This is a genomic window from Saprospiraceae bacterium (genome assembly GCA_026129545.1).
In the GTDB taxonomy this organism is placed as follows: Bacteria; Bacteroidota; Bacteroidia; order Chitinophagales; family Saprospiraceae; genus M3007.
Genome location: JAHCHX010000001.1, coordinates 1,227,827 through 1,248,118 on the forward strand (window position 1 = coordinate 1,227,827; position 20,292 = coordinate 1,248,118).

Sequence of the window (20,292 nt, forward strand, 5' to 3'; positions counted from 1 at the left end):
GAAATTTAAACTTGTGAGACGGCCACGTTTTCACCTTAAAACAACATTGTTTTTTAACCACACTAACCCATGCCGTTATTCAAAAAAGGCTCCAAAGCCTTCAGCATTTTTTATTTGAAATGTCCGCGCTGTCACGAAGGCGAGACGTTCGAGACGGGCAGTTGGTCGTTTGTCAAGCCGATAGACATGCTCCAACGCTGCCCCCAATGCGACCTGAACTACTTCCCCGAACCCGGGTACTATTACGGCGCGATGTTCATCTCGTATATTTGGACGGGGTGGTTTTGCTTGTTGTTCATCGCTTTGTTCCATTGGTTGTTAGGTTGGAGCCAAATGGCTTCTTTTGGCCTGCTCATTGCTTTTTTGGCGAGCAACTTCATTTACATTTTTCGTATTTCGCGCTTGATGTGGCTCAATATCAACGTAAAATACGACCCGAGGGCGGTCGAGAAGTTTGGGAAAAAAGCATGACTCGAACGGAGCATTTCATCGGACTTTGATTCGAACCGCGTTTCTTTGCCACGTGCTGCAATCCTTTCGCTATTTTTTTCTTTGCCTGTTCCTTTCGCCGATGGGTGGCATCGCGCAGGAGGTACCGCGTGTTCGAAACTTCACTCCTTCCGACTACGGCGGGCAGAACCAAAATTGGTCGCTGGCACAATCAACCACCGACGGGTGGATGTATGTGGGCAACAACGGAGGGCTGTATGAGTTTGACGGCGCGAGTTGGGGGCACTTTTCCATGCCCGAAAAACAAACCGTGCGAGCCGTGGCTATAGGACGGCATGGCGAAGTGTTTTGTGGGGGATTTGCCGAGTTTGGCTATTGGGAAAAAGACGCAAGGGGGCAGATGAGATATACGTCGCTTAGTCATCGAGTGCGGGCGGAACATTTGGAAAAAGAGGAGATATGGCACATCCTCCCCATGAAGGACTATGTTTTGTTTCAGTCCTTTTCCACGATTTACAAATATGATTATCAGAAGGTTGTGGTGTTGCAGCCGCCCAGTTCCATCATGTTTGCGCAAGCGGTGGGTGGGCGCGTTTGGCTCCCGGTCATCGGACGAGGGCTGTTTGAGTTGTTGCCCGACAACACCTTTCGCTTCATGGAAGGCACAGAGGTGCTTTCCGATAAAATAGTGCAATTCCTTGTGGCCGACGGTTTGGGGGGCGCTTTGGCAGGCACTACCAATCACGGCATTTTTCAAATCAACAATGGCGGTTGCCGCGCATGGGACAGTCCGCTCAATGCGGAATTCAAGAAATACCAATTGAACAAGGCGGTAGCGATAAGTGATGGGGGCTGGGCCATCGGCACCATACTCAACGGCGCATACATTTTGGATGCTTCGGGCGCTGTAAAATTTCATCTGCACCGTGAGAACGGCCTGCAAAACAACACCGTGCTGGCCATTCATGAAGACCGCGACGGCAGTATATGGCTCGGCCTCGACAGGGGCATTGACTTGGTGGCCTTGCGCGACCCTTTGACCATTTTTACGGACCAGACGGGGCGTATCGGCACGGTTTACACGGCTGCCGAACATGATGGCCGGTTTTACATCGGCACCAATCAAGGGGTGTTTGTTCGCAAAATTTGCCCTGCGGCAGGGGTATGCCACGCCAAGTTCCAATTGGTGGAAGGCACACAAGGGCAGGTGTGGCAATTGCAAGTGTTTGGCAATGAGCTCTTGTGCGGGCACAACGGCGGCACATTTGTCATTCAAAACGACTACGCACAAAAAATTTCCGATTTGACGGGCGGTTGGTGCATCGTGCAAGTGCCCGGCAACAATGCGTATCTGTTACAAAGCACCTACACGGGGTTGTGCGTGTTAAGAAAAAACAGTAGAGGAGCATGGGAATTTAGTCATCGTGTTCGCGGCTTTGGCGAGCCGCTAAGGAGAATTGCCTTCGACACCGCGGGAAATGTATGGGGCGCACATCCAAACAAGGGCTTGTTTCGCTTGCGCTTGGACGCGGCGCTTGAGCAAGTCCGTGAAATTAAAACATACACCAGAGAAGATGGCCTGCCGACCGACTTCTACCTTGACCTTGCCTCATTCGGGCACCAGCTGGTCGTGAATGTGGCACCTGTGCCGCATGAAATCGTGGTCAATGAATCAGCGATTCATTTCAAGCCGATGGCCTCCACGTTCGCGCGACGCAAGCTGCTGCCCGGTTATGACGATGAGATTCTTGCGGTGGACAGCAGCGGTGTGCACCTGTACATGGGTGAGCACTCGCGCCACTTTCCCTTTTCACTGGTGCCGATGTTTGAAAATGCCATCGCGCTGTCGGAATCCAAATACCTATTTTGCCTCGAAAACGGATTTGCCATGCTCGACAAGCGCCTGCTTGAAAAATCGCTCCCTAAAAGCATGACAGGCCCCATCGTTCGTTCGATAGAAACGTCATCGGGTGAGTATTTTTCTGTCAACCAGCCTTTGAAACTTAAATGGCGGCACAATAGCCTTCGATTTCGCTTTGCCGCACCATTTTTTGAGCGCGCGCCCAAGTTCTCATGGCGACTTGATGGTTTCTCGAATGGCTGGTCGCCGTGGCAAAGCAACCCGGAAAAAGAATTTATCAATTTGCCGCCGGGCAGATACATTTTCCGTCTGCGCACCGACACCAATGAGCAAGAAACTACACTTGCCCTGAGCATTGCCCCGCCGTGGTATCGTTCTGTCTGGGCCTTCGTCGCGTATTTTTTACTGGCCATGGCTGCCATATTGGGGGTGGAAAAATTCAACAGGAGTCGCCTCGAATGGCAACGCCGCCGATTGGTGGCCGAAAAGCAGCGCGAACTCCAGCGTCAGCGCATAGAAGCCGAGCGCGAGCGGTTGTTGTTGGAAGTGGAAAACAAAAGCAGGGAGCTCTCCAACGCGGCGCTCAACCTGATTCGGAAAAACGAGGTGCTCCAGCGCCTGAGAGATGACTTGATGGTGGCCAAAAATGAGCCGCGCTCCATGCAAAAAATAATTCGCCTCATTGACCAGCATCTTGATGGCGACCACGACTGGGAAATTTTCGAGGAGTCTTTCAATCGCGTGCACGACGACTTTTTCAAACGTCTCATGCACGAGTTTCCAGACCTGACCCCTGGCGACTTGCGCTTGGCAGCATATCTTAAAATGAACCTTTCATCAAAGGAAATTGCCCCCTTGCTTAATATCACGGTGCGTGGAGTGGAGAACAAGCGCTACCGTTTGCGCAAAAAAATCGGGCTGGCCGAAGAGGCCAACCTAACCGAGTTTATCATGAACTACTAAACAAAAAAGGGGCCGGCAAACTGTGTCGAGCTGCTTCATGACACGCAACTTGTTTTTCACTCGAACATCTCTTGACGCTACACAGGGCAGAGAACCAGACGTGTCAGCGCATCACCCGCACAGATGCCGGAACCCACGGCGAACTGGAAGAACGTTTTCATAAGCTTGGAAGATTAGCCGATGATGATTCGTTTTGTGTTTATTGGAATATCGTGACGGTACCTGATTGTCTTTCTATTTTTATGTGCATCACATCACTGCTACCCATTCCATAACCGGTCACCGATGCTTGCGTGGTTTTTGTAGAGTCGGTGTATTCGACCACGAAGGCTTCGGCGGACTGAACAAAAACCCGCGTTGCGCTCCAATTTTCATGGCTTGGGCTGAATGCGTTGATACTCGATGGCTCATCGTCCAAGATGGTCAATTCAAAACCCGGCAAGACTTTTAGCCACACAGTATCCTTGTCAATCTCGGTATGTACCGCAACGCTGTTGTCGAACAAACAATCGTCAATGATAATGATATCGGTGCTTGCATCCTTCTCGATGCGCAGGTAACGGGTCGAAATGGAGTGCGTTGGGGAGTAGGTGGTTTTTGTGATGCTCATGGGCAAATTTGATTTTGAAGTTTATGGGTGCAACAAAAGTACATCCCTAATTTATTCATGGTTGATCCGTGCCCTTGCAAGATATTTGTCCAACTATTAGTCGGGCAATATGAATTGCTTTATTTTGCATTGTTTATCAATTATTTAAGTTTTTATGAAAAAAGAAGTCGGAAAGGAAAAATCTGTCGCTAAAAAAGCAAGAAATTCTCCGTTGATAAGCAAGCTTGTCAGCCTAATCAGGTCGTTGACACCCGTCCAGAAAGGGGATTTTAAAAAGTATGTGAAGTTTTGGGGAGGGGAGAGGGTTCAAAAATACATACTGCTATTCGATGCAGTCAATGAATTTATATCCAACGACCGGGATTTGGATGCGCTTATGCAGCATCTATTGGAACAAAAAAAAATGGGTACAAAACCCGGCGACCTCACCCATCCTGCCAGTTACCTCTACAGCAAGATATTGGAGAGTATGCGCTCTACACCTGACGAGGCACCTCATCTTACACGCCTCAATGCCTTGATGCAGGACATCGTCTTTCTCCACAGCAAAAACCTGTTTGAGGATTGTCTTTCCCTCATCGAAGAAGCGATGCAACTTGCCAAAACGCTGGACAAGCCCGCTTACCAGTTGGAGCTGCTTTGGTGGAAAGGCCAGTTGTTCGGCTGGAAAATTGGCGGTGAAGGTGTGGTGGGTTTTGCCGAATGGAAACAAGAACAAGACATCGTGTTGCGTCATCTGGCAGATGTGACACACCTCAACGCAATTGCCACCGAAACACAGATATTCTTGCGCAAACGAACCCCCTTGCCTGAGGCGCTCGACGAGCAGTTCACGCAGATTTTGGAAAAGCATGAACAAGGACAACTTGACCCGATGCCCCCGCGAGCAAGGCTACGCGCTTTAAACTTTCTGAGCGATGCCTTCGATCTGAAACACACTCACAACAAAAGCACATCAGGCGGGTTGGTCAAGAAAGCCATGCTGGAGCGGGCCGTTCGGATTCAGGGAGAAGCCATCCAACTGTTTCGGGAACACAAGGCTTTTGCCGAGCAAGAGCAGACCCTCTTCTCCATCACCGTGAGCAATTACATCAACCGATGTTTCCGATTGGGCCGCTTTGATTTGGTAGAGCAATTGGAAGCCGAAATGGAAGGGACGCGGAACGAACTGGCAAAATATCAACATCTTGCCTACCACCACTTGCTACACTATTTGGCAGCAAATGAATTCGAGAAGGCTCGAGGGTATGTGGAAGAAAATCATATCGCCGAGGGTGTCGAAAAGCACAAGCATCGGATGCAGGAGAACCGCTACATGGCGCTCTGTTTCAGCATCGGTCAAGTTTGTTACGTCTTGGACGACTTCGACCGTGCCAGCGACTGGTTTGGCAAAGCCGCTCAAATGCGCACAGACATACGCCCCGACCTGTCGGTGCTGTGCAAAACGCTCGAATTGATATGCCTCTGGGAATATGGCGCATTCACAAGGTATGTTGACCTTGGCAGCCCCGTCAAAAACCTCCGACGCTCGCTTCACAAGGCTCGTTTGGACGACGATTTTGTGAAAAAAATCCTCGTTGCGGTGGAGAACGTTTTTCGCAACCCTCGAAGCATACATAAAGATTCATTCCCAAAAATGATGAGCGATATTAAAGCAGACATGGAGAAAGACCAATCCAAGTACCTTTATGCGCTCGTGTTTGCGTGGCTGGAGGCAAAACTCAACCAAACACCCGTTAGCATGGAAATTTTGAAATTTGACCACAAATAAATGTTAGTATGAAAATCGCAATAGCCCAGCTCAATTACCACATTGGAAACTTTGAAGGCAATCTCCAAAAAATGCTCGCCGCCGTCGAATCGGCCAAAACTCAAGGTGCCGATTTGGTCTGTTTTGGCGAGCTCGCCGTGTGTGGCTATCCTCCCCGCGATTTTTTGGAGTTCGACGACTTCATCAGGCAGAGCTATGAGTCCATCAAGGCGCTTCGCCATGCCAGCCGGGGCATCGGCATCGTCGTCGGGGCACCCACGCGCAATCCTTTTCTCGAGGGCAAAGACCTTTACAACTCTGCCTATCTCCTCCACGATGGGCAAGTGGTGGGGGTGCAGCACAAGGCACTTTTGCCGACCTACGATATTTTTGATGAATATCGCTACTTCGAGCCTGCGTCGGAGTTTCGCACAGTAGATTTCATGGGCAAAAAAATCGCCCTGTCGGTATGCGAGGACATTTGGAACGTGGGCAACGAAAACCCTCTCTACACCATTTGCCCTTTGGACGAGATGATGCACGAAAAGCCAGATTTTATCATCAACATCTCTGCTTCGCCATTTTCATACACACAGGCTGATGAGCGCATCCATGTCGTGCGAACCAATGTGCAGCGATATGGCATCCCCATGTTTTATATCAATCACGTTGGGGCGCAGACCGACATTATTTTTGATGGCGGCAGCCTCGTGTTCTCTGCTGCCGACGGGGGACAACTGTATGATGAGATGCCTTATTTCGAGGAAGGATTGAGACTGTACGATTTAGAGGAGGTGATTCGGGGCGGGCGCGAAGCCGGGCAATCTAAGGACAAAATTCAACTCATCCACGATGCGCTGGTGGTCGGCATTCGCGATTATTTTCAAAAACTCAATTTTAAAACTGCCATTCTCGGGCTTTCGGGTGGCATTGATTCGGCGGTGACGGCAGTGTTGGCGGTGCGAGCCTTGGGAAAAGAACACGTCCGGGTGCTGCTCATGCCTAGCCAGTTCAGCAGCGACCATTCGGTGAACGATGCCAGGCAACTCGCCGAACGCCTTGGTATCCAATACGACATTGTCCCCATAAAGCCTATTTTTGAAACTTTTGAACAAACCTTGCAACCGCACTTTCAGGGTGCGCCTTTCAATGTGACGGAAGAAAATATCCAAGCCCGTGTCCGGGGCATTTTGCTCATGGCCATGAGCAACAAGTTTGGGCACATTTTGCTCAACACGACCAATAAAAGCGAAATGGCGGTGGGCTACGGAACCCTCTATGGAGATATGTGCGGCGGCATCTCCGTATTGGGCGATGTGTATAAAACCGAGGTGTATCAGTTGGCAGCGTTCATCAACAAAGATGGCGAGGTCATTCCTCAAAACAGCATCATAAAGCCTCCCAGTGCGGAGCTTCGTCCCGACCAAAAGGACACGGACAGTTTGCCGCCTTACGAAGTGTTGGACGGGGTGCTTTATCAGTATATTGAACGTCGGCAAGGGCCTCGTGAGTTGGTGGAGATAGGTTTCGACGAAGCCTTGGTGAAGCGGGTGTTGAAATTGGTGAACACCAACGAGTTCAAGCGCGAGCAGGCGGCACCGGTGTTGCGCGTGAGCAGCAAGGCCTTCGGTATGGGTAGGCGAATGCCTATTGTGGGCAAGTATCTGTCGTAGTCAGTTGGCCAATACTTTTTCCTTGTCCCTCGGTGTCTTGCGTATGTCGGCAGGCGGCATAGCGCCATCCTCGCCGCGTCGGCGCCACTCATCTTCCGTCATTGTTTCCGGGACGTTTTCAAAGCGCACCTGCAAAGTGTATTTTTTGTTGATGGATTTCACCACGGGGCCAAGCAACAACTGCATGACCGAGTCGGCACGCATTTTAGCCTTGTCCAGCACTTTTTCATTTTCAATGGCATCGCGGCGGAATTCGCGGCGCAACTCGTTGAACGGCTCATTCATGTTTTTTTCATTGACGCCAGCCAAAAAGCCCACGTCGAGTTTGTCAACTCGCGGATATACTTCATGGGAAAGAATGGTGGGTGGCGGCAGCTTCACATACACAACGCCTTTGCTAGGGCTAAACGTCACATCGAAATACTGGTCGAGTTTGAAACCCGCCTTGATGACGCTGATGGCCTCCACTCGGATGTCCGTTTCGGAGATGGAAAAGCCCAAAAGTTTGTATTGCAGTGTTTTGTCAACCCCCATGCGGCTGCGCAGCTCGTAGGTGGCGAGTTCGGCGATGCCTTTGCGCACCCGTTCCTTGAGCAGCCCCCGCGAGGCGCTGAAATCAATGATTTCGGCGCGTTTCTGTAGCCGAGACATCATCGGGTGCAAGCCTTCTTGAATGGCGATGCCGCAGGGAGTTTCCACATTTTTGCCTTTTGCCATGAGCTTCCCGCCTTCGGCGTTGATGAGCGTGGCCATGATTTGGGTGACGAAAAAGCATGTGTATTTGCCCGCGACTTCGTTGAATACCTGCACCGCTTGGTTGGTGTTGTCGTTGTACCAAGTTTCGTACAGGGTGGCCGTGGTGTCTTTCAGCGACACGAAGTCATTGAAATAAAGCCGGCTGAGGTACTCATGGTGTTTTTTGTACTCCGGCTCCAACCGACGGCGCAAACTGTCGGGCAGTGCCATGCGATTGGCGACATGATAGAGCAAAGCCATGTTGAAGTTATAGACCATGTCATCGAACTCGCGGCGATATTTTTCCGGCTGGGCAAGAATGCGCAGGGTGCGCTCCTCGTCCAGATTGGGCTGAAAATCGGCTGGCACATAGGTCAGTTGCACTGGTCTGGCCGAGCTAAAAAAAGAAAAGCCATCATCCGACCAAACGTTGTAAAGTAAAGCCGCTGCGATGCAAATGAGCGCCAACAACAACACCTGTTTGCCAAATATGGTGCTGCTTTCGGAACCTTGTTCAGTTGTTGCCATATACAGTCAAGTTTCATGGGTTTTAGTGCTAGTGCGGTTGCCCGATAGATTGTGGCTGACAGGCAAGGTTGTTCTTTCTGATAGGATTTGCAAGATTGATAGGTTCAATGAGGCGGTTTCGCCGATAAAGAGCCTGTCAATCTTGCGAATCCTGTCGGATAAATTATACCTCGCGCTGCCGAGTTTTGGGCATGGCTGCAATCGCAACCTGCTCAAAATCAGGGGCATCAATCATGCTAATCCGACAAATCATAGCGAATCAAGGTATATTTTCGGTCAAAGCTGTTTTTTGTCTGGCAGCCTCAACGGTTATTTCGTTTGTAAGTAAGCCCTCACCACCGCACGCGATTCTTTGGAAGCGGCATCGTTGTAGCGCGCACCTGATGGATTGGCAAAGGCATGGTCGGCATCGTAGCGGTGTACGGTTAGTGTCTTGCCTGCCGCTTTCATGTTTGCCTCAAACTCTGCCACCACCGCGTCGTTTATCCACTGGTCTTTTGAAGCGTGGATGAAAATCACATCGGTGCTGAGCGTTTTCAAGGTCTCCACATCTTTTTCGGGCATCCCGTAATACATGACGCAGCCTTTTGCCTTGTCTTTGAGCAACAACGCCGCCTGCAAAGACCACCCACCGCCAAAACACCAGCCAAGCGTACGGAAGTCCGCCTTATCGCCGACATGCTTCGCCGCTCCTTCGACGATGGCTTTCAAACGAGCATTGTCGCAGCCTTGCATCAACTTGCCAGCCTCTTCGGCATTGGTGGCCAATTTCCCGTCGTAGAGGTCGGGGGCCAACACGTTGATGCCCAAGTCGTGGCTCCATCGAATCGCTTCGTTTTTCACATAATCGTTCAGCCCCCACCATTCCTGAAAAATGAAAAGGTATTTGTCCGTATTGCCGTGCGCCTTCACGAAGTAGGCTTTTCCGTTGGGGCCACCCTGCACCGGGAACTCTATCATGGTGCCGCCATGAGCGGTTTCGGTTGGCAGGGGGGACGGGTGCGCGTCGCGGAATTTTTTGTCATGGGCCAACGACGCGAAAGCGTCAAGTGCATTGTTGGGAGCATGACACATCACCATTGGCTTGGCATCTTGCTTTTCAAGCACATAAAAGCTGCCAAGCACAACAAGCAAAACGGAAAGGAGTAGAATTCGCATTGGGAAAACAGTTTGGTTAACGTTGAAAGAAACAGGGAGAACAAGTCGAAGCATCGTGAGTTCAGGGCGAGGGTCAAATTTACTTGTTCAAAAGGTAAAACAGCACCTTGCTGCCGCGCTTGTTGCCGTCCGCGTCTTTTACCGCCACTTTGGGCGTTATGGCCACCACGCGATTGAACAACAGCCCTTTTCGGTCGTCGAAAAACCAGTGCTGCACAAAGCCGATTCCGTCCAAATCCTTGATGGCATTCGACTCCACAATGCGCACTTGCTCCTCATACGTCTCTGCGTCGAAAGTCGTGATGGTGTCCGTTTGAAGCACATAGTCCTGAATTTTGGAAGGGTCAATGGGTTGAAAATAACGGTCCAGCACCGAATGGGAAGGCTGGGCCACTTCGCTGACCACCCATTGCAAAAAATCCATCCGTCCTTTTTGATTGGCGAAACTGTTCAGGCTGGGGGCATTATGGTTCATCTTCGTTTCAAAAGAGTATGCCACTTCGGTGGCAATATACTTGGCGGCGTTTTTTGGCAAATCAATTTTGACCCAAACAGGGGTGACGGATTCATACATCCCGCCCACATCGAAAGTCTCTATGACAGGGGCAATGGCCAATACCCGCGAGCCGAACACCTTATCCTGCTTGTTGTAGAAAAACACCTGACGTACCTTGAAAAAACCAATATCCGAAGCCACCACCTCACTGCTGACGATGCTTTTGGGTTCATCGTAGCGCTCGCTGTTAAACTCCACATATCTTCGCTGGAGATATTGAGGCAACTTTTCCTTTGCTATGGGTTTTTCCAATTGTTCGTCCTCAAAAACCGAGAACACCCCCGCCCGAATCGCGTCGAGCATTTTTTTGCTAAAAAAAGACTCCAATTGCCGCTCCTTGAACAAGCCGTTCGCATCTGGGACAGCGCTCAACTGGAGCACGTTGACATCGTTGTTAGGTTCGCTGTCCGCATAAAAATATGACGAGCCAATGTCAACCGGATTGAAATTGAAATCGGTGGTGTATTCCGCGACCCAACTGATGTTGCGGTCGTTCATCAAGTCGGTGTACTGGGCAGGCAGTTGGCCTGACAGGCTCAAAAGGCACAAGCAAAACAGGGGAAGTTTGGTCATCGTTCGTGTAAAATTTGGCTGACTGAAATAAACGGCGATTATCGGAAAAATAATTTGTTCCGGCATGTTTTAGCCCAAATCTGTGATTTGCCAACCCCCGTTTTATACTTCGCTTCGCCAAGTTTTCGGCATAGTTGAGGTTCTGGCTCATTCAAAACCAAAGACATCATTCATCGGCATCCGATAAATCTTGGCGAATCAAGGCATACCTTTGCACCCGCTCAATACCGAACTTTTTTTGCGCACAAATAATGACTGATATTTCTACCCGCTACAACCCCGCCGATATTGAAACACGGTGGTATTCCCACTGGGAGCGCAGAGGCTACTTCCGCTCGCTGCCCGACGAACGCGAGCCTTTCACCGTCGTCATCCCGCCTCCCAACGTGACGGGCGTGCTCCACATGGGGCATATGCTCAACAATACGATTCAGGACATACTTATTCGCAAAGCCCGGCTCGACGGCAAAAACGCCTGCTGGGTGCCCGGCACCGACCATGCCAGCATCGCCACCGAAGCGAAGGTGGTGCGTTGGTTGCGCGACGAGAAAAAACTCCGCAAAGCAGACATCACGCGGGAACAATTCATGGAATATGCTTACCAATGGAAAGAAAAATACGGGGGCATCATTCTCAACCAGTTGCGCACACTGGGGGCTTCCTGCGATTGGGAGCGCACAGCTTTCACGATGGATGCGAATTATTACCGCGACGTGATTCGAGTGTTTATTGACCTTTACCAAAAAGGGAAATTGTATCGAGGATTGCGCATGGTGAACTGGGACCCTGAGGCAAAAACAGTTTTGTCCAACGAAGAGGTGCTCTACAACGAGGAGAACGCCCAACTTTTCCACATCAAATATCTGCTCGAAGGCTCTGATAGCGAAGGAATTACGATCGCCACTCAACGGCCTGAAACTATTTTCGCGGATGTGGCGATTGCCGTCAACCCGAAAGACCCTCGCTACCGAACCCTTGTCGGCAAAAAAGTGCTGATACCGCTCATCAACCGAGCCATACCCGTCATTGCCGACGATTATGTGGACATAGAGTTCGGCACGGGCGCCTTGAAAATCACGCCCGCCCACGACCCTAACGACTACGAAGTGGGACAACGTCACCAACTCGAAGTGATTGACACCATCGCCGACGATGGGAAAATCAATGAGCTGTGCGCATACACGCCCATTGTCGGGCTTGACCGCTTTGAGGCTCGCAAGCACATGAAACCCGCGTTGGAAGAAAGCGGCCACTTGGTCAAAATAGAAGATTACCGCACCAACATTGGCCGCTCGGAGCGAACCAACGCGGTAGTGGAGCCAAAACTATCGCTCCAATGGTTTGTGAAAATGAGCTCGCTGGGAGAACCTGCGCTGAAAGCGGTGGTGGATGAGGAAATCAAGTTTTACCCCTCGAGTTTTCAAAACCTCTATCGCAACTGGATGGAAAACTTGCGAGATTGGTGCATATCGCGCCAACTGTGGTGGGGCCAACGCATCCCGGCTTGGTACCTGAAATCAGAGGCGCTAAGCAAAGAAACACAGGTGTTTGTGGCCGAAACCGCCGAGCAGGCTTTGGAAATCGCCAGAAGTCAAACTGCCAACCCGCAGTTGCAAATGAGCGACTTACGGCAAGACGAGGACGTGCTCGACACTTGGGCCTCCTCGTGGCTTTGGCCCATCTCTGTCTTCGACGGTTTTGACAAACCAGACGGCGAAATCAGTTACTATTACCCCACGAGCGTCCTCGTGACCGGGTGGGACATCATTTTTTTCTGGGTAGCGCGCATGATTATGGCGGGCTATGAGTTCAAAGGGAAAAAGCCATTTCAGTCGGTCTATTTCACTGGCATGGTGCGCGACAAGTTGCGCCGCAAAATGTCCAAGTCACTTGGCAACTCGCCCGATGCCATGAAATTGTTGGAAGACTTCGGCGCCGATGGCGTTCGCTATGGCCTCATGTCGAGCGCAGCGGCGGGCGGAGATATTTTGTTCGATGAAAAACTGTGCGAAAATGGCCGCAACTTCTGCAACAAACTGTGGAACGCCCTGCGGCTTGTGAAGGGGTGGAAGGTCGCCGAAACCCCCGAAAATGAGGATACCGGGCGAAAAAACAAACTCGCCGCACACTGGCTCCGCGAGAAGTTCAAGGCGGCCTTGGCCGATGTGGAAAGCAACTTTCAGCAGTTCCGGCTCAGCGAGGCGCTGCTCACCCTTTATGGGTTTATATGGGACGATTTCTGCTCATGGTACCTCGAAATGATAAAACCCCCCTTCGAGGGTCAAATTGACCGCGCCACCTACGAAGCCACGCTCGACATATTTTCCGAAATGATGGTGGCTTTGCACCCTTTCATGCCCTTCATCACGGAAGAGTTGTGGCACCAACTTCGGGACCGCAAGGAAGGCGATGATTGCATGAGGCAGCATTATCCACAAGCCGCCCCGGCCGCTCATTCGCTGATACAGCAGATGGAAACTGCCAAGGACGCAATCGGAAAAATCCGCGACGTTCGCAATCAACATCAACTCAAGCCACGCGAACCATTGACGGTTTTCGTGCAGCAGAGCGACACCGCGCAGGCACTCTTTGCGCAAGAGGGCTTGCGAGAAATGGTGATGAAACTGGCAGTATTGAAGGAACTCAGCCTTGTGACGACAGAGCCGACCAATGCCCAATCGTTCATTTCAGGCACAGAGAAATACTACGTCGAGTTGGAAAAAAAGATTGACGTGGAAGCAGAACGGAAAAAACTCGCTGGCGAACTGGAACACCAAGAAAAATTCGTACAGTCAGTGCAGGCAAAACTTTCAAACGAACGATTCGTGAGCAGCGCGCCCCCACAGGTAGTGGATAACGAGCGAAAAAAACTCGCCGATGGCCTCGCCCGCATCGCTATTTTGAAGGAAAGCCTTGCCAAGTTGTAACTTCCTTTTTGGCAACTATCACATTGGCGCATTGTCCAATTATCTCATTCTACTTGTTATCCTCCTCTTTTGGGCGGCAGAACCTCCAAAAGGCATATACTTCCGATTCAAGGAGCGGGAAATGCTGTTGCTGCACCCCATGCGCAAGGGCAAGGGAAACTATATGCCACGAGACTTCTCGCGTGGCAATTTCAGTAACAAAAAGTTGGACTCATTGAGCAATTGGTACGACGTGGAAAGACAATATGTCGAAATCATTCGCCAAGACCATCCCACACATCCCACTATCGGACTGGCGTTGGGTTTTGACTTCGACGAAGAAATGGAAGAATACCCCTACAAGCCAACCTTCGCGGCAGTGCAACTCAAAGACTTCGGATGGGGTGGGGTAGAGTTCGACACTCGTGACACGATGAACTACACTGGCGTGACCAACTCCGTCAGCAGCGATTTGAGCGTCGAGGTGACGGCATTCAGAAACGACACCATTATCGGCACATTTTCGGGAGTCTTGTTGAGCGGAGCAGGCACAATGGCCGAAATCGAAAATGGCACCTTTCGAGTGCGGGTATATCGCCGATGAGAAGACTGTCTCTTTGTTTTTTTCGACAGGATTGACAAGATTTACAGAGAGGGTTCAGAAAAGCGTGTCAAACCATACCGGATGTTTTCTTTTTACGCAATACACGCCGCGCTTAAAGGAATGTAAATTATTGAAAACCAAAACAACCCTGTGCCCTTCTTGCCTCTGTGTTTTATTATCGTCTCCCTTGGGATGACACAGTTTTCTGAACACTCTCGATTTACAGGCTTTTCCAACAAAGCCCTTTGTTTCTCCTATAAATCATGTCAATCTTGTCAAAAAACCTTCTCTGTCAAAATGAGGCAGTCCCCTACTTCTTTTTCAGCAGAAACAAATAAACAGGAAGGTGGTCGCTGTATCCATTGATAAAGATATCACCGACAAAAGTGCGGAACGGGTAGCCGCGAAATGCCCCCTCGGTCTGCAAGAGCCAGGGTTTGCGAAAAACCACAGACTTATAAAGTTGCCAGCCTCCCACCTTTTTTGAAACAAGTCCTTGAGAAACAATCATTTGGTCAAACAGATTCCATGAATCGCGGTAGGCCAAGGTGCCGTTTCCGTTTTTGAAGTGGTCGTACATCGTGTTGTACAAATCACCCTCTTTCATCTTCTCGGTGGAGCCTTTTGCTTTTAGCACCTCCGTCACACTTTTGTTGGTTGGGTCGTCGTTCAGGTCGCCCATGATGATGATTTTGGCATCGGCATCTATGGCCAGCAGACTGTCGGTGATGTGCCGACACACGCCCGCCGCGGCTTTGCGCGCCCATGCGGAAGCGGACTCTCCCCCCCGGCGGGAAGGCCAGTGCCCGACCATGATATGGACAAGGTCTCCGTCGAAGGTGCCGGCAGCGTACACAATATCGCGTGTGAAATCCTCTTTGTCGGTTTTGGGGTCTTTGAGCGAAACAGGATATGCTTTCGCGCCAGCGAGCGTGAAGTACTTTGGCTGATAAAGAATGCCACAGTCAATACCACGCTCGTCGGGCGAGTCAAAGTGCACGATTTGATAGTTGCGGTCTTTGAGGTCGGTCTGCGCTACCAAATCTTCAAGCACTTTTCTGTTCTCTATTTCCGCTACGCCCAGCAGCGCAACGCCATCGGGGGTGAGTTCGGTAGCCAATTGGCTAATCACCTTTGCCATGTTTTTTTGTTTGGACACATACTTTTCCGTGTTCCAAGCAAGCCGCCCGCCCGGCAAAAAATCGGCATCGTTGGTGGTGGGAGAGTCTATGGTGTCGAAAAGGTTTTCGAGGTTGTAAAAACCAATCGCCGCTACTTTATATTCTTCGGGCTTGATGTCTTTTTGGGAAAAAATTTGATGTGGGGCAAACAACAGGAGCAGCAACAGAAACGCGGGAAACGAGAATTTCATAATCTATCAATTTTTTCCCGGCAAAGGAACAGCAATCTATGAGCAAAAATGGCGCACTTAGCAATTATTTAATGAAATATGCATCGCCTTTGAAAACCCCTTATCTACCTTTGGGCGCTTATTCAAAACCCTGTGACTGCTCACCCGCACCGATTGCTGCAACCAAATTTTTAACATACCACCTTTTAATGTTTCAAAAAATCCTTTTTGTCTGCCTGTTCCTGCTTGCGGGAGAGGCGCTTCATGCCCAAACGATCACCCTGCGCGGCAGGGTAACAGATACCGAGACTGGGCGCCCATTGCCAGATGCGGCCATTGTTGTGACTGGCACGGGGCAAGTAGCCGCTACTGGGCAAGACGGCAAGTTTTGGCTTCGCGGAGCCGCCTGCCCCGTCTGCACGCTCAGCGTCACTCACACAGGCTACGAGCCTTACACCTTGGCAATCAACGACAAAGCAACCGCCGAGTCCGCCTTGCGCATAGCGATGCGCCGCATCCCTAACGTGGAAATCCAGCCCACCGACATCCCCACCATCACCCTTGAGGAAGCCGAGGCGGTGTCTGAAAGCATCGGCGAAATCGCCAACCTGCTGGTGGCAACACGCGATGTTTTCCAAACGGTCTCTGGTTTTGGCTGGAGCACTTTTCGTTTCCGCGAGCGCGGTTACGATGGAGGGCATTTCCAGACATTCATGAACGGCGTGCCCTTCAATGATTTGGAAACGGGCTTCACCCCGTTTGGCGAATTTGGCGGCCTCAATGATGTGCTGCGCATCCGCAATACCGCTGTCGGCCTCGAGCCTTCCGAGTTCGCTTTTGGCGGCGTGGGAGGCGCCACCTTCATTGACACCCGCGCCAGCATCCAGCGCAAACAGATACGCGCCTCCTATTCCGCAAGCAACCGCATCTATCGCAATCGCGTGATGCTGACTGCCAACACTGGCCTTATGCCGGGTGGTTGGGCGGTATCCTTGTCAGGCAGCAAGCGGTGGGCTCAAGAAGGCTATGTGGAAGGCACACACTTTGACGGCTATTCCTACTTTTTGGCGGTTGACAAAAAATTCAACCAGCGACACAACCTGAACCTGACCGTGTTCGGCGCACCCACCCGACGAGGTCGCGCCGCCGACTCTTTTCAGGAAATGTTCGACATATCAGGCTCGAATTACTACAACCCGCTCTGGGGCTATTGGAATGGCGAAAAACGCAATTCCTCCACGACTTTCAATCACACCCCCACAGCAGTGCTGCGCTACGATTGGACACCCTCCCCGAACACCAACCTAATGGTCTCCACTTATGGGCAGCGCGGCAGAAACGACTTCACGCGCATCAATTTCATCAACGGCCAAAACCCCGCTCCCGACTTCAACCGCCGCTTGCCAAGCAGCTTGCTCGATAGCGAACAAGCCGCCGCATGGGCCAACCTCTTGGCCAACGACAAAGCATTGCGCCAAGTGAACTGGGCCGAATTGTACGAGTCCAACCTGAACAACCCTGTCACCGTGCAAGATGCTGACGGCATCGTAGGCAACACGGTCAGCGGCAAACAATCCATTTATGTCATTGAAAACCAGCGTTCGGACAATACCGAACTCGGCACCAATATATTTGTCAACCACACCTTCAACCCACGTCTTAACCTGAATGGAGGGGTTCAATATCAATGGTACAAAGGCAAAAACTACAAACTGCTCGACGACTTGCTCGGAGGGGACTTCTGGACGGACTATGACTTTTTTAGCAATTTCGACAGCCCCAACAATCCCGACGGGCGCAACAGCGACTTGCAGGTGAAAAACAACGTGGTGCGCGAGGGAGAGGTGTTTGGCTGGGACTACGACGAGCATATCCGACGCGCCAACGGCTGGGCGCAAATGCAGTATTCGTTGCCCCATTTCCAGTTTTTTGTGGGCGGCGAAGCAGGACAGACCACCCTTCAGCGCACAGGATATATGCAAAACGGGCGATTCCCTGACAACTCTTTGGGCGATTCGGAGAAACTTTCATTCACGACCTATTCCGCCAAAGGCGGTGTCACATGGAAAGTGACGGGGCGGCACTATCTCTACGCCAATGGCTATTACGGCACCCGCGCGCCGTTGTTCCGCAATGCGTTCATCGCGCCGCGCACCCGCGATTTGGTGGTGCCCAATCTGGAAGTTTCCGAAATACAGAGCCTTGAAGGGGGCTACATACTGCGCTCGCCCAAGTACAAGGCACGCGTGACGGGTTATCTCACTCATTTCAACAATGAGACGGAAAATATCTTCGCCAGCGTCTGGTCGGTCAACCGCGTCATTGACGAGCTCGATTTGGGCAGTGTGTTGGAAGCAGGGGGCAGCGATGCTTTTTTAGAGCAACCCAACTTTTTCGGCTCGGTGGTGCTGCAAGGAGTTGACCGCCGCCACGCTGGATTGGAGTTGGCCATTGAGGCGCGGCCATTCACCAGCTGGGTATTTACGGGAGCTGCCTCGTTGGGCCAATATATCTACACCTCCCGCCCCAAGCTCCTGCTCTCGCTCGACGCAGGCGCTAAGCAAGTCCTTGATGGGGGAGTGGTTTATCAAGAGAACTTCTATGTGCCGCGCACCCCACAAACCGCTGCCACCGTCGGCGTGAAGTACGAGTCGCGCCGTTTCTGGTTTGCCTCGCTCAATCTGAACTACGCCGACAATTTCTGGTATGAGTTTGACCGAGTGCGCCGCACCTCGCGCTTTGTGAGTGGTCTGACCCCCAACGAGCCAATTTGGAACACCATCATCGAGCAACAAAAAGCACCCGCGCAATACACCCTCGACTTTTTTGGCGGAAAATCATGGCGCGTTCGTCGCAATATGTTCCTCTACCTCAATGTAGGCGTGAGCAATATCTTGGACAATCAGGACATCGTAATTTCGGGCCGCGAAGTTTATCGCAATGCTTTTCGCAACGATGTGCGCGACCCGCGTTTCTACACCTCCGAATTGCTCTACGCTTTTGGGCGCAACTACTTTGTCATGCTCGCCCTCCGAATATAACAACCCTCAAACCCCGCCCGCTGCGCTTGGCAGGGTAACCCCTCAAACCTCTATTCCGTCATTTCAAATTAAAAAACACGAACATCATGTTTTTTTCAAAAAATAAAAATCACCGCTTCGCAGCCTTGACGCTGCTTTTGCTCTCCGGTTTGGTGGCTTGCGTAAAAACCGAATTCGACGAACCGCCAGCAGGGGGAGAACCGAACACCCTCGACCCCAATATCACCATCGCCGAGTTGAAGGCGCTGCACACCACACCGGGCGGCTACGACCGCATCACGGATGACTACATCATAGGCGGCGAAGTAGTGATGGATGACCGCTCTGGCAACTATTACAAAACATTGGTCATCCAAGATGCTTCGGGCGGCTTGGAAATCAAGTTCAACGACGGTTTCTTGTACCAGACCCTGCCCATTGGCCGCACCATCTATATTAGGTGCAAAGACTTGCTGCTCACCGATTATGCGGGGCTGACGCAACTCACTGGCGGCACGGTGGAAGAAGGCGGCGAACTAAAGGGAGTCGGCCTGACGGAAACGCAAGTGCGCACCAAACTGGTGAAAGGGGCATACAACGCCACACCTGTCGCGCCGCGCGAAATTTCCATCGCCAACATCAACGCCAGCCATTTGAGCACCTTCATCAAATTGACCGATGTGGAGTTCATCAAAGCAGACACGGGTAAAACGTATGCGGATGCCGTGACCAAATTTAGCCTCAACCGCACCCTGCAAGATTGCTCTGGCAAACAGCTCATCATCCGCACGAGCGGTTATTCGGACTTCGCCAACGTCAAAACACCCGGCGGAAAAGGTACGGTGGAAGGCGTGTTGGGTGTTTTCAACAACACCTATCAACTATACCTGCGCGACCAGAACGGCGTGAAAATGGACAGCCTGCGCTGCGGCGCGATAGACCCCAACGGCCCCGGCCTTTCCAGTCTGAATGAAAAATTCGATGCTACCACCAACAATCAGGACATTGACTTGCCCGGCTGGGTTAATGTGGCCGTGCAAGGCAACCGTATTTGGCGCGGCGCGACTTTCTCTGGCGACAAGTTTGCCTCTGCCACCGCATTCCAATCGAATTTGCCAGCTATGGAAACGTGGCTCATCTCGCCACCGCTCGACCTTCGGACGCAAAAAACGCTCAGTTTTGAGTCCTCCGCCGGATTCTGGCGCCACGACGGCCTCTCTGTATGGGTGTCATCCGACTTCAATGGCCAAAATCCCGCCACGGCCACTTGGACGCAACTCAACTATACCAAACCGCCTGTCAATGCCAGCGGATATTCCGATTTTGTCCCATCGGGCAACATCCCGCTGCCCCAGTACAATGGCAAAGGTTACATAGGCTTCAAGTATGTCGGCGACGGAACAACCAACACCACGACTTGTCGGTTCGACGACGTGAAGGTGCAGTAGGAATACTTTTGATGCAAAGCCTCTGGCGAAAAACGGTCGTCCAACAGCTGATTGCTGTGGATGACCGTTTTTATGTTCTTAAGCACCGCACAGGTATTTCCCCGAC

13 protein-coding genes are annotated in these 20,292 nt (G+C 51.4%); 8 read left to right on the forward strand and 5 right to left on the reverse strand.

Going from position 1 to position 20,292, the window contains the following annotated elements; all coding sequences use genetic code 11:
* Positions 1 to 69 precede the first annotated feature (69 nt).
* Entirely contained in the window at positions 70 to 471 is a 402-nt protein-coding gene (locus KIS77_04520; GenBank protein ID MCW5921585.1) for a DUF983 domain-containing protein, read from the forward strand.
* Between the two features lie 52 nt (positions 472 to 523).
* Positions 524 to 3,274 carry a hypothetical protein gene (locus tag KIS77_04525; GenBank protein ID MCW5921586.1) on the forward strand — a complete coding sequence of 917 codons (2,751 nt, stop codon included), beginning with the start codon at positions 524 to 526 and terminating at the stop codon, positions 3,272 to 3,274.
* Between the two features lie 199 nt (positions 3,275 to 3,473).
* Here the strand turns inward: KIS77_04525 and KIS77_04530 are convergent, their stop codons facing one another.
* Positions 3,474 to 3,884 carry a hypothetical protein gene (locus KIS77_04530; GenBank protein MCW5921587.1) on the reverse strand — a complete coding sequence of 137 codons (411 nt, stop codon included), beginning with the start codon at positions 3,882 to 3,884 and terminating at the stop codon, positions 3,474 to 3,476.
* A gap of 403 nt (positions 3,885 to 4,287) precedes the next feature.
* Here KIS77_04530 and KIS77_04535 point away from each other — a divergent pair, with 403 nt between their 5' ends.
* Positions 4,288 to 5,655 (forward strand): hypothetical protein, encoded by a 1,368-nt coding sequence (locus KIS77_04535; GenBank protein ID MCW5921588.1) that lies wholly within the window; start codon positions 4,288 to 4,290, stop codon positions 5,653 to 5,655.
* An 8-nt stretch (positions 5,656 to 5,663) separates the two neighbouring features.
* Positions 5,664 to 7,307, forward strand: a complete 1,644-nt coding sequence (locus KIS77_04540) for an NAD+ synthase (GenBank protein MCW5921589.1) — start codon at positions 5,664 to 5,666, stop codon at positions 7,305 to 7,307.
* On the opposite strand, the gene KIS77_04545 is transcribed toward KIS77_04540, so the two are convergent.
* The 3 genes from KIS77_04545 to KIS77_04555 form a co-directional block, all read right to left on the reverse strand.
* The gene (locus KIS77_04545) at positions 7,308 to 8,570 is read right to left on the reverse strand and encodes a DUF4230 domain-containing protein (protein MCW5921590.1); all 1,263 of its coding nucleotides are present in this window, start codon (positions 8,568 to 8,570) and stop codon (positions 7,308 to 7,310) included.
* Positions 8,571 to 8,879: 309 nt separating this feature from the next.
* Positions 8,880 to 9,728 carry a dienelactone hydrolase family protein gene (locus KIS77_04550; protein MCW5921591.1) on the reverse strand — a complete coding sequence of 283 codons (849 nt, stop codon included), beginning with the start codon at positions 9,726 to 9,728 and terminating at the stop codon, positions 8,880 to 8,882.
* Between the two features lie 79 nt (positions 9,729 to 9,807).
* A complete protein-coding gene (locus KIS77_04555) occupies positions 9,808 to 10,857 on the reverse strand; it encodes a hypothetical protein (GenBank protein MCW5921592.1) in 1,050 nt (349 codons plus the stop codon).
* Between the two features lie 251 nt (positions 10,858 to 11,108).
* Here KIS77_04555 and KIS77_04560 point away from each other — a divergent pair, with 251 nt between their 5' ends.
* Positions 11,109 to 13,784: a valine--tRNA ligase gene (locus tag KIS77_04560; GenBank protein MCW5921593.1), complete on the forward strand. Its 2,676-nt coding sequence runs from the start codon at positions 11,109 to 11,111 to the stop codon at positions 13,782 to 13,784.
* Between the two features lie 31 nt (positions 13,785 to 13,815).
* Positions 13,816 to 14,367 (forward strand): hypothetical protein, encoded by a 552-nt coding sequence (locus tag KIS77_04565; GenBank protein MCW5921594.1) that lies wholly within the window; start codon positions 13,816 to 13,818, stop codon positions 14,365 to 14,367.
* A 310-nt stretch (positions 14,368 to 14,677) separates the two neighbouring features.
* On the opposite strand, the gene KIS77_04570 is transcribed toward KIS77_04565, so the two are convergent.
* Positions 14,678 to 15,739, reverse strand: a complete 1,062-nt coding sequence (locus KIS77_04570) for an endonuclease/exonuclease/phosphatase family protein (GenBank protein ID MCW5921595.1) — start codon at positions 15,737 to 15,739, stop codon at positions 14,678 to 14,680.
* A 188-nt stretch (positions 15,740 to 15,927) separates the two neighbouring features.
* Here KIS77_04570 and KIS77_04575 point away from each other — a divergent pair, with 188 nt between their 5' ends.
* Positions 15,928 to 18,759, forward strand: a complete 2,832-nt coding sequence (locus KIS77_04575) for a carboxypeptidase regulatory-like domain-containing protein (protein MCW5921596.1) — start codon at positions 15,928 to 15,930, stop codon at positions 18,757 to 18,759.
* Positions 18,760 to 18,845: 86 nt separating this feature from the next.
* Positions 18,846 to 20,186: a choice-of-anchor J domain-containing protein gene (locus tag KIS77_04580; GenBank protein MCW5921597.1), complete on the forward strand. Its 1,341-nt coding sequence runs from the start codon at positions 18,846 to 18,848 to the stop codon at positions 20,184 to 20,186.
* The last annotated feature ends 106 nt before the right edge of the window (positions 20,187 to 20,292 follow it).

What these genes read in the sequence shown, in the direction of transcription:
- KIS77_04545 (MCW5921590.1), bottom strand. Translation starts at nt 8,570, where the DNA reads ATGGCAACAACTGAACAAGGTTCCGAAAGCAGCACCATATTTGGCAAA.
- KIS77_04575 (MCW5921596.1), top strand. Translation starts at nt 15,928, where the DNA reads ATGTTTCAAAAAATCCTTTTTGTCTGCCTGTTCCTGCTTGCGGGAGAG.
- KIS77_04560 (MCW5921593.1), top strand. Translation starts at nt 11,109, where the DNA reads ATGACTGATATTTCTACCCGCTACAACCCCGCCGATATTGAAACACGG.
- KIS77_04550 (MCW5921591.1), bottom strand. Translation starts at nt 9,728, where the DNA reads ATGCGAATTCTACTCCTTTCCGTTTTGCTTGTTGTGCTTGGCAGCTTT.
- KIS77_04580 (MCW5921597.1), top strand. Translation starts at nt 18,846, where the DNA reads ATGTTTTTTTCAAAAAATAAAAATCACCGCTTCGCAGCCTTGACGCTG.
- KIS77_04530 (MCW5921587.1), bottom strand. Translation starts at nt 3,884, where the DNA reads ATGAGCATCACAAAAACCACCTACTCCCCAACGCACTCCATTTCGACC.
- KIS77_04540 (MCW5921589.1), top strand. Translation starts at nt 5,664, where the DNA reads ATGAAAATCGCAATAGCCCAGCTCAATTACCACATTGGAAACTTTGAA.
- KIS77_04520 (MCW5921585.1), top strand. Translation starts at nt 70, where the DNA reads ATGCCGTTATTCAAAAAAGGCTCCAAAGCCTTCAGCATTTTTTATTTG.
- KIS77_04570 (MCW5921595.1), bottom strand. Translation starts at nt 15,739, where the DNA reads ATGAAATTCTCGTTTCCCGCGTTTCTGTTGCTGCTCCTGTTGTTTGCC.
- KIS77_04555 (MCW5921592.1), bottom strand. Translation starts at nt 10,857, where the DNA reads ATGACCAAACTTCCCCTGTTTTGCTTGTGCCTTTTGAGCCTGTCAGGC.
- KIS77_04535 (MCW5921588.1), top strand. Translation starts at nt 4,288, where the DNA reads ATGGGTACAAAACCCGGCGACCTCACCCATCCTGCCAGTTACCTCTAC.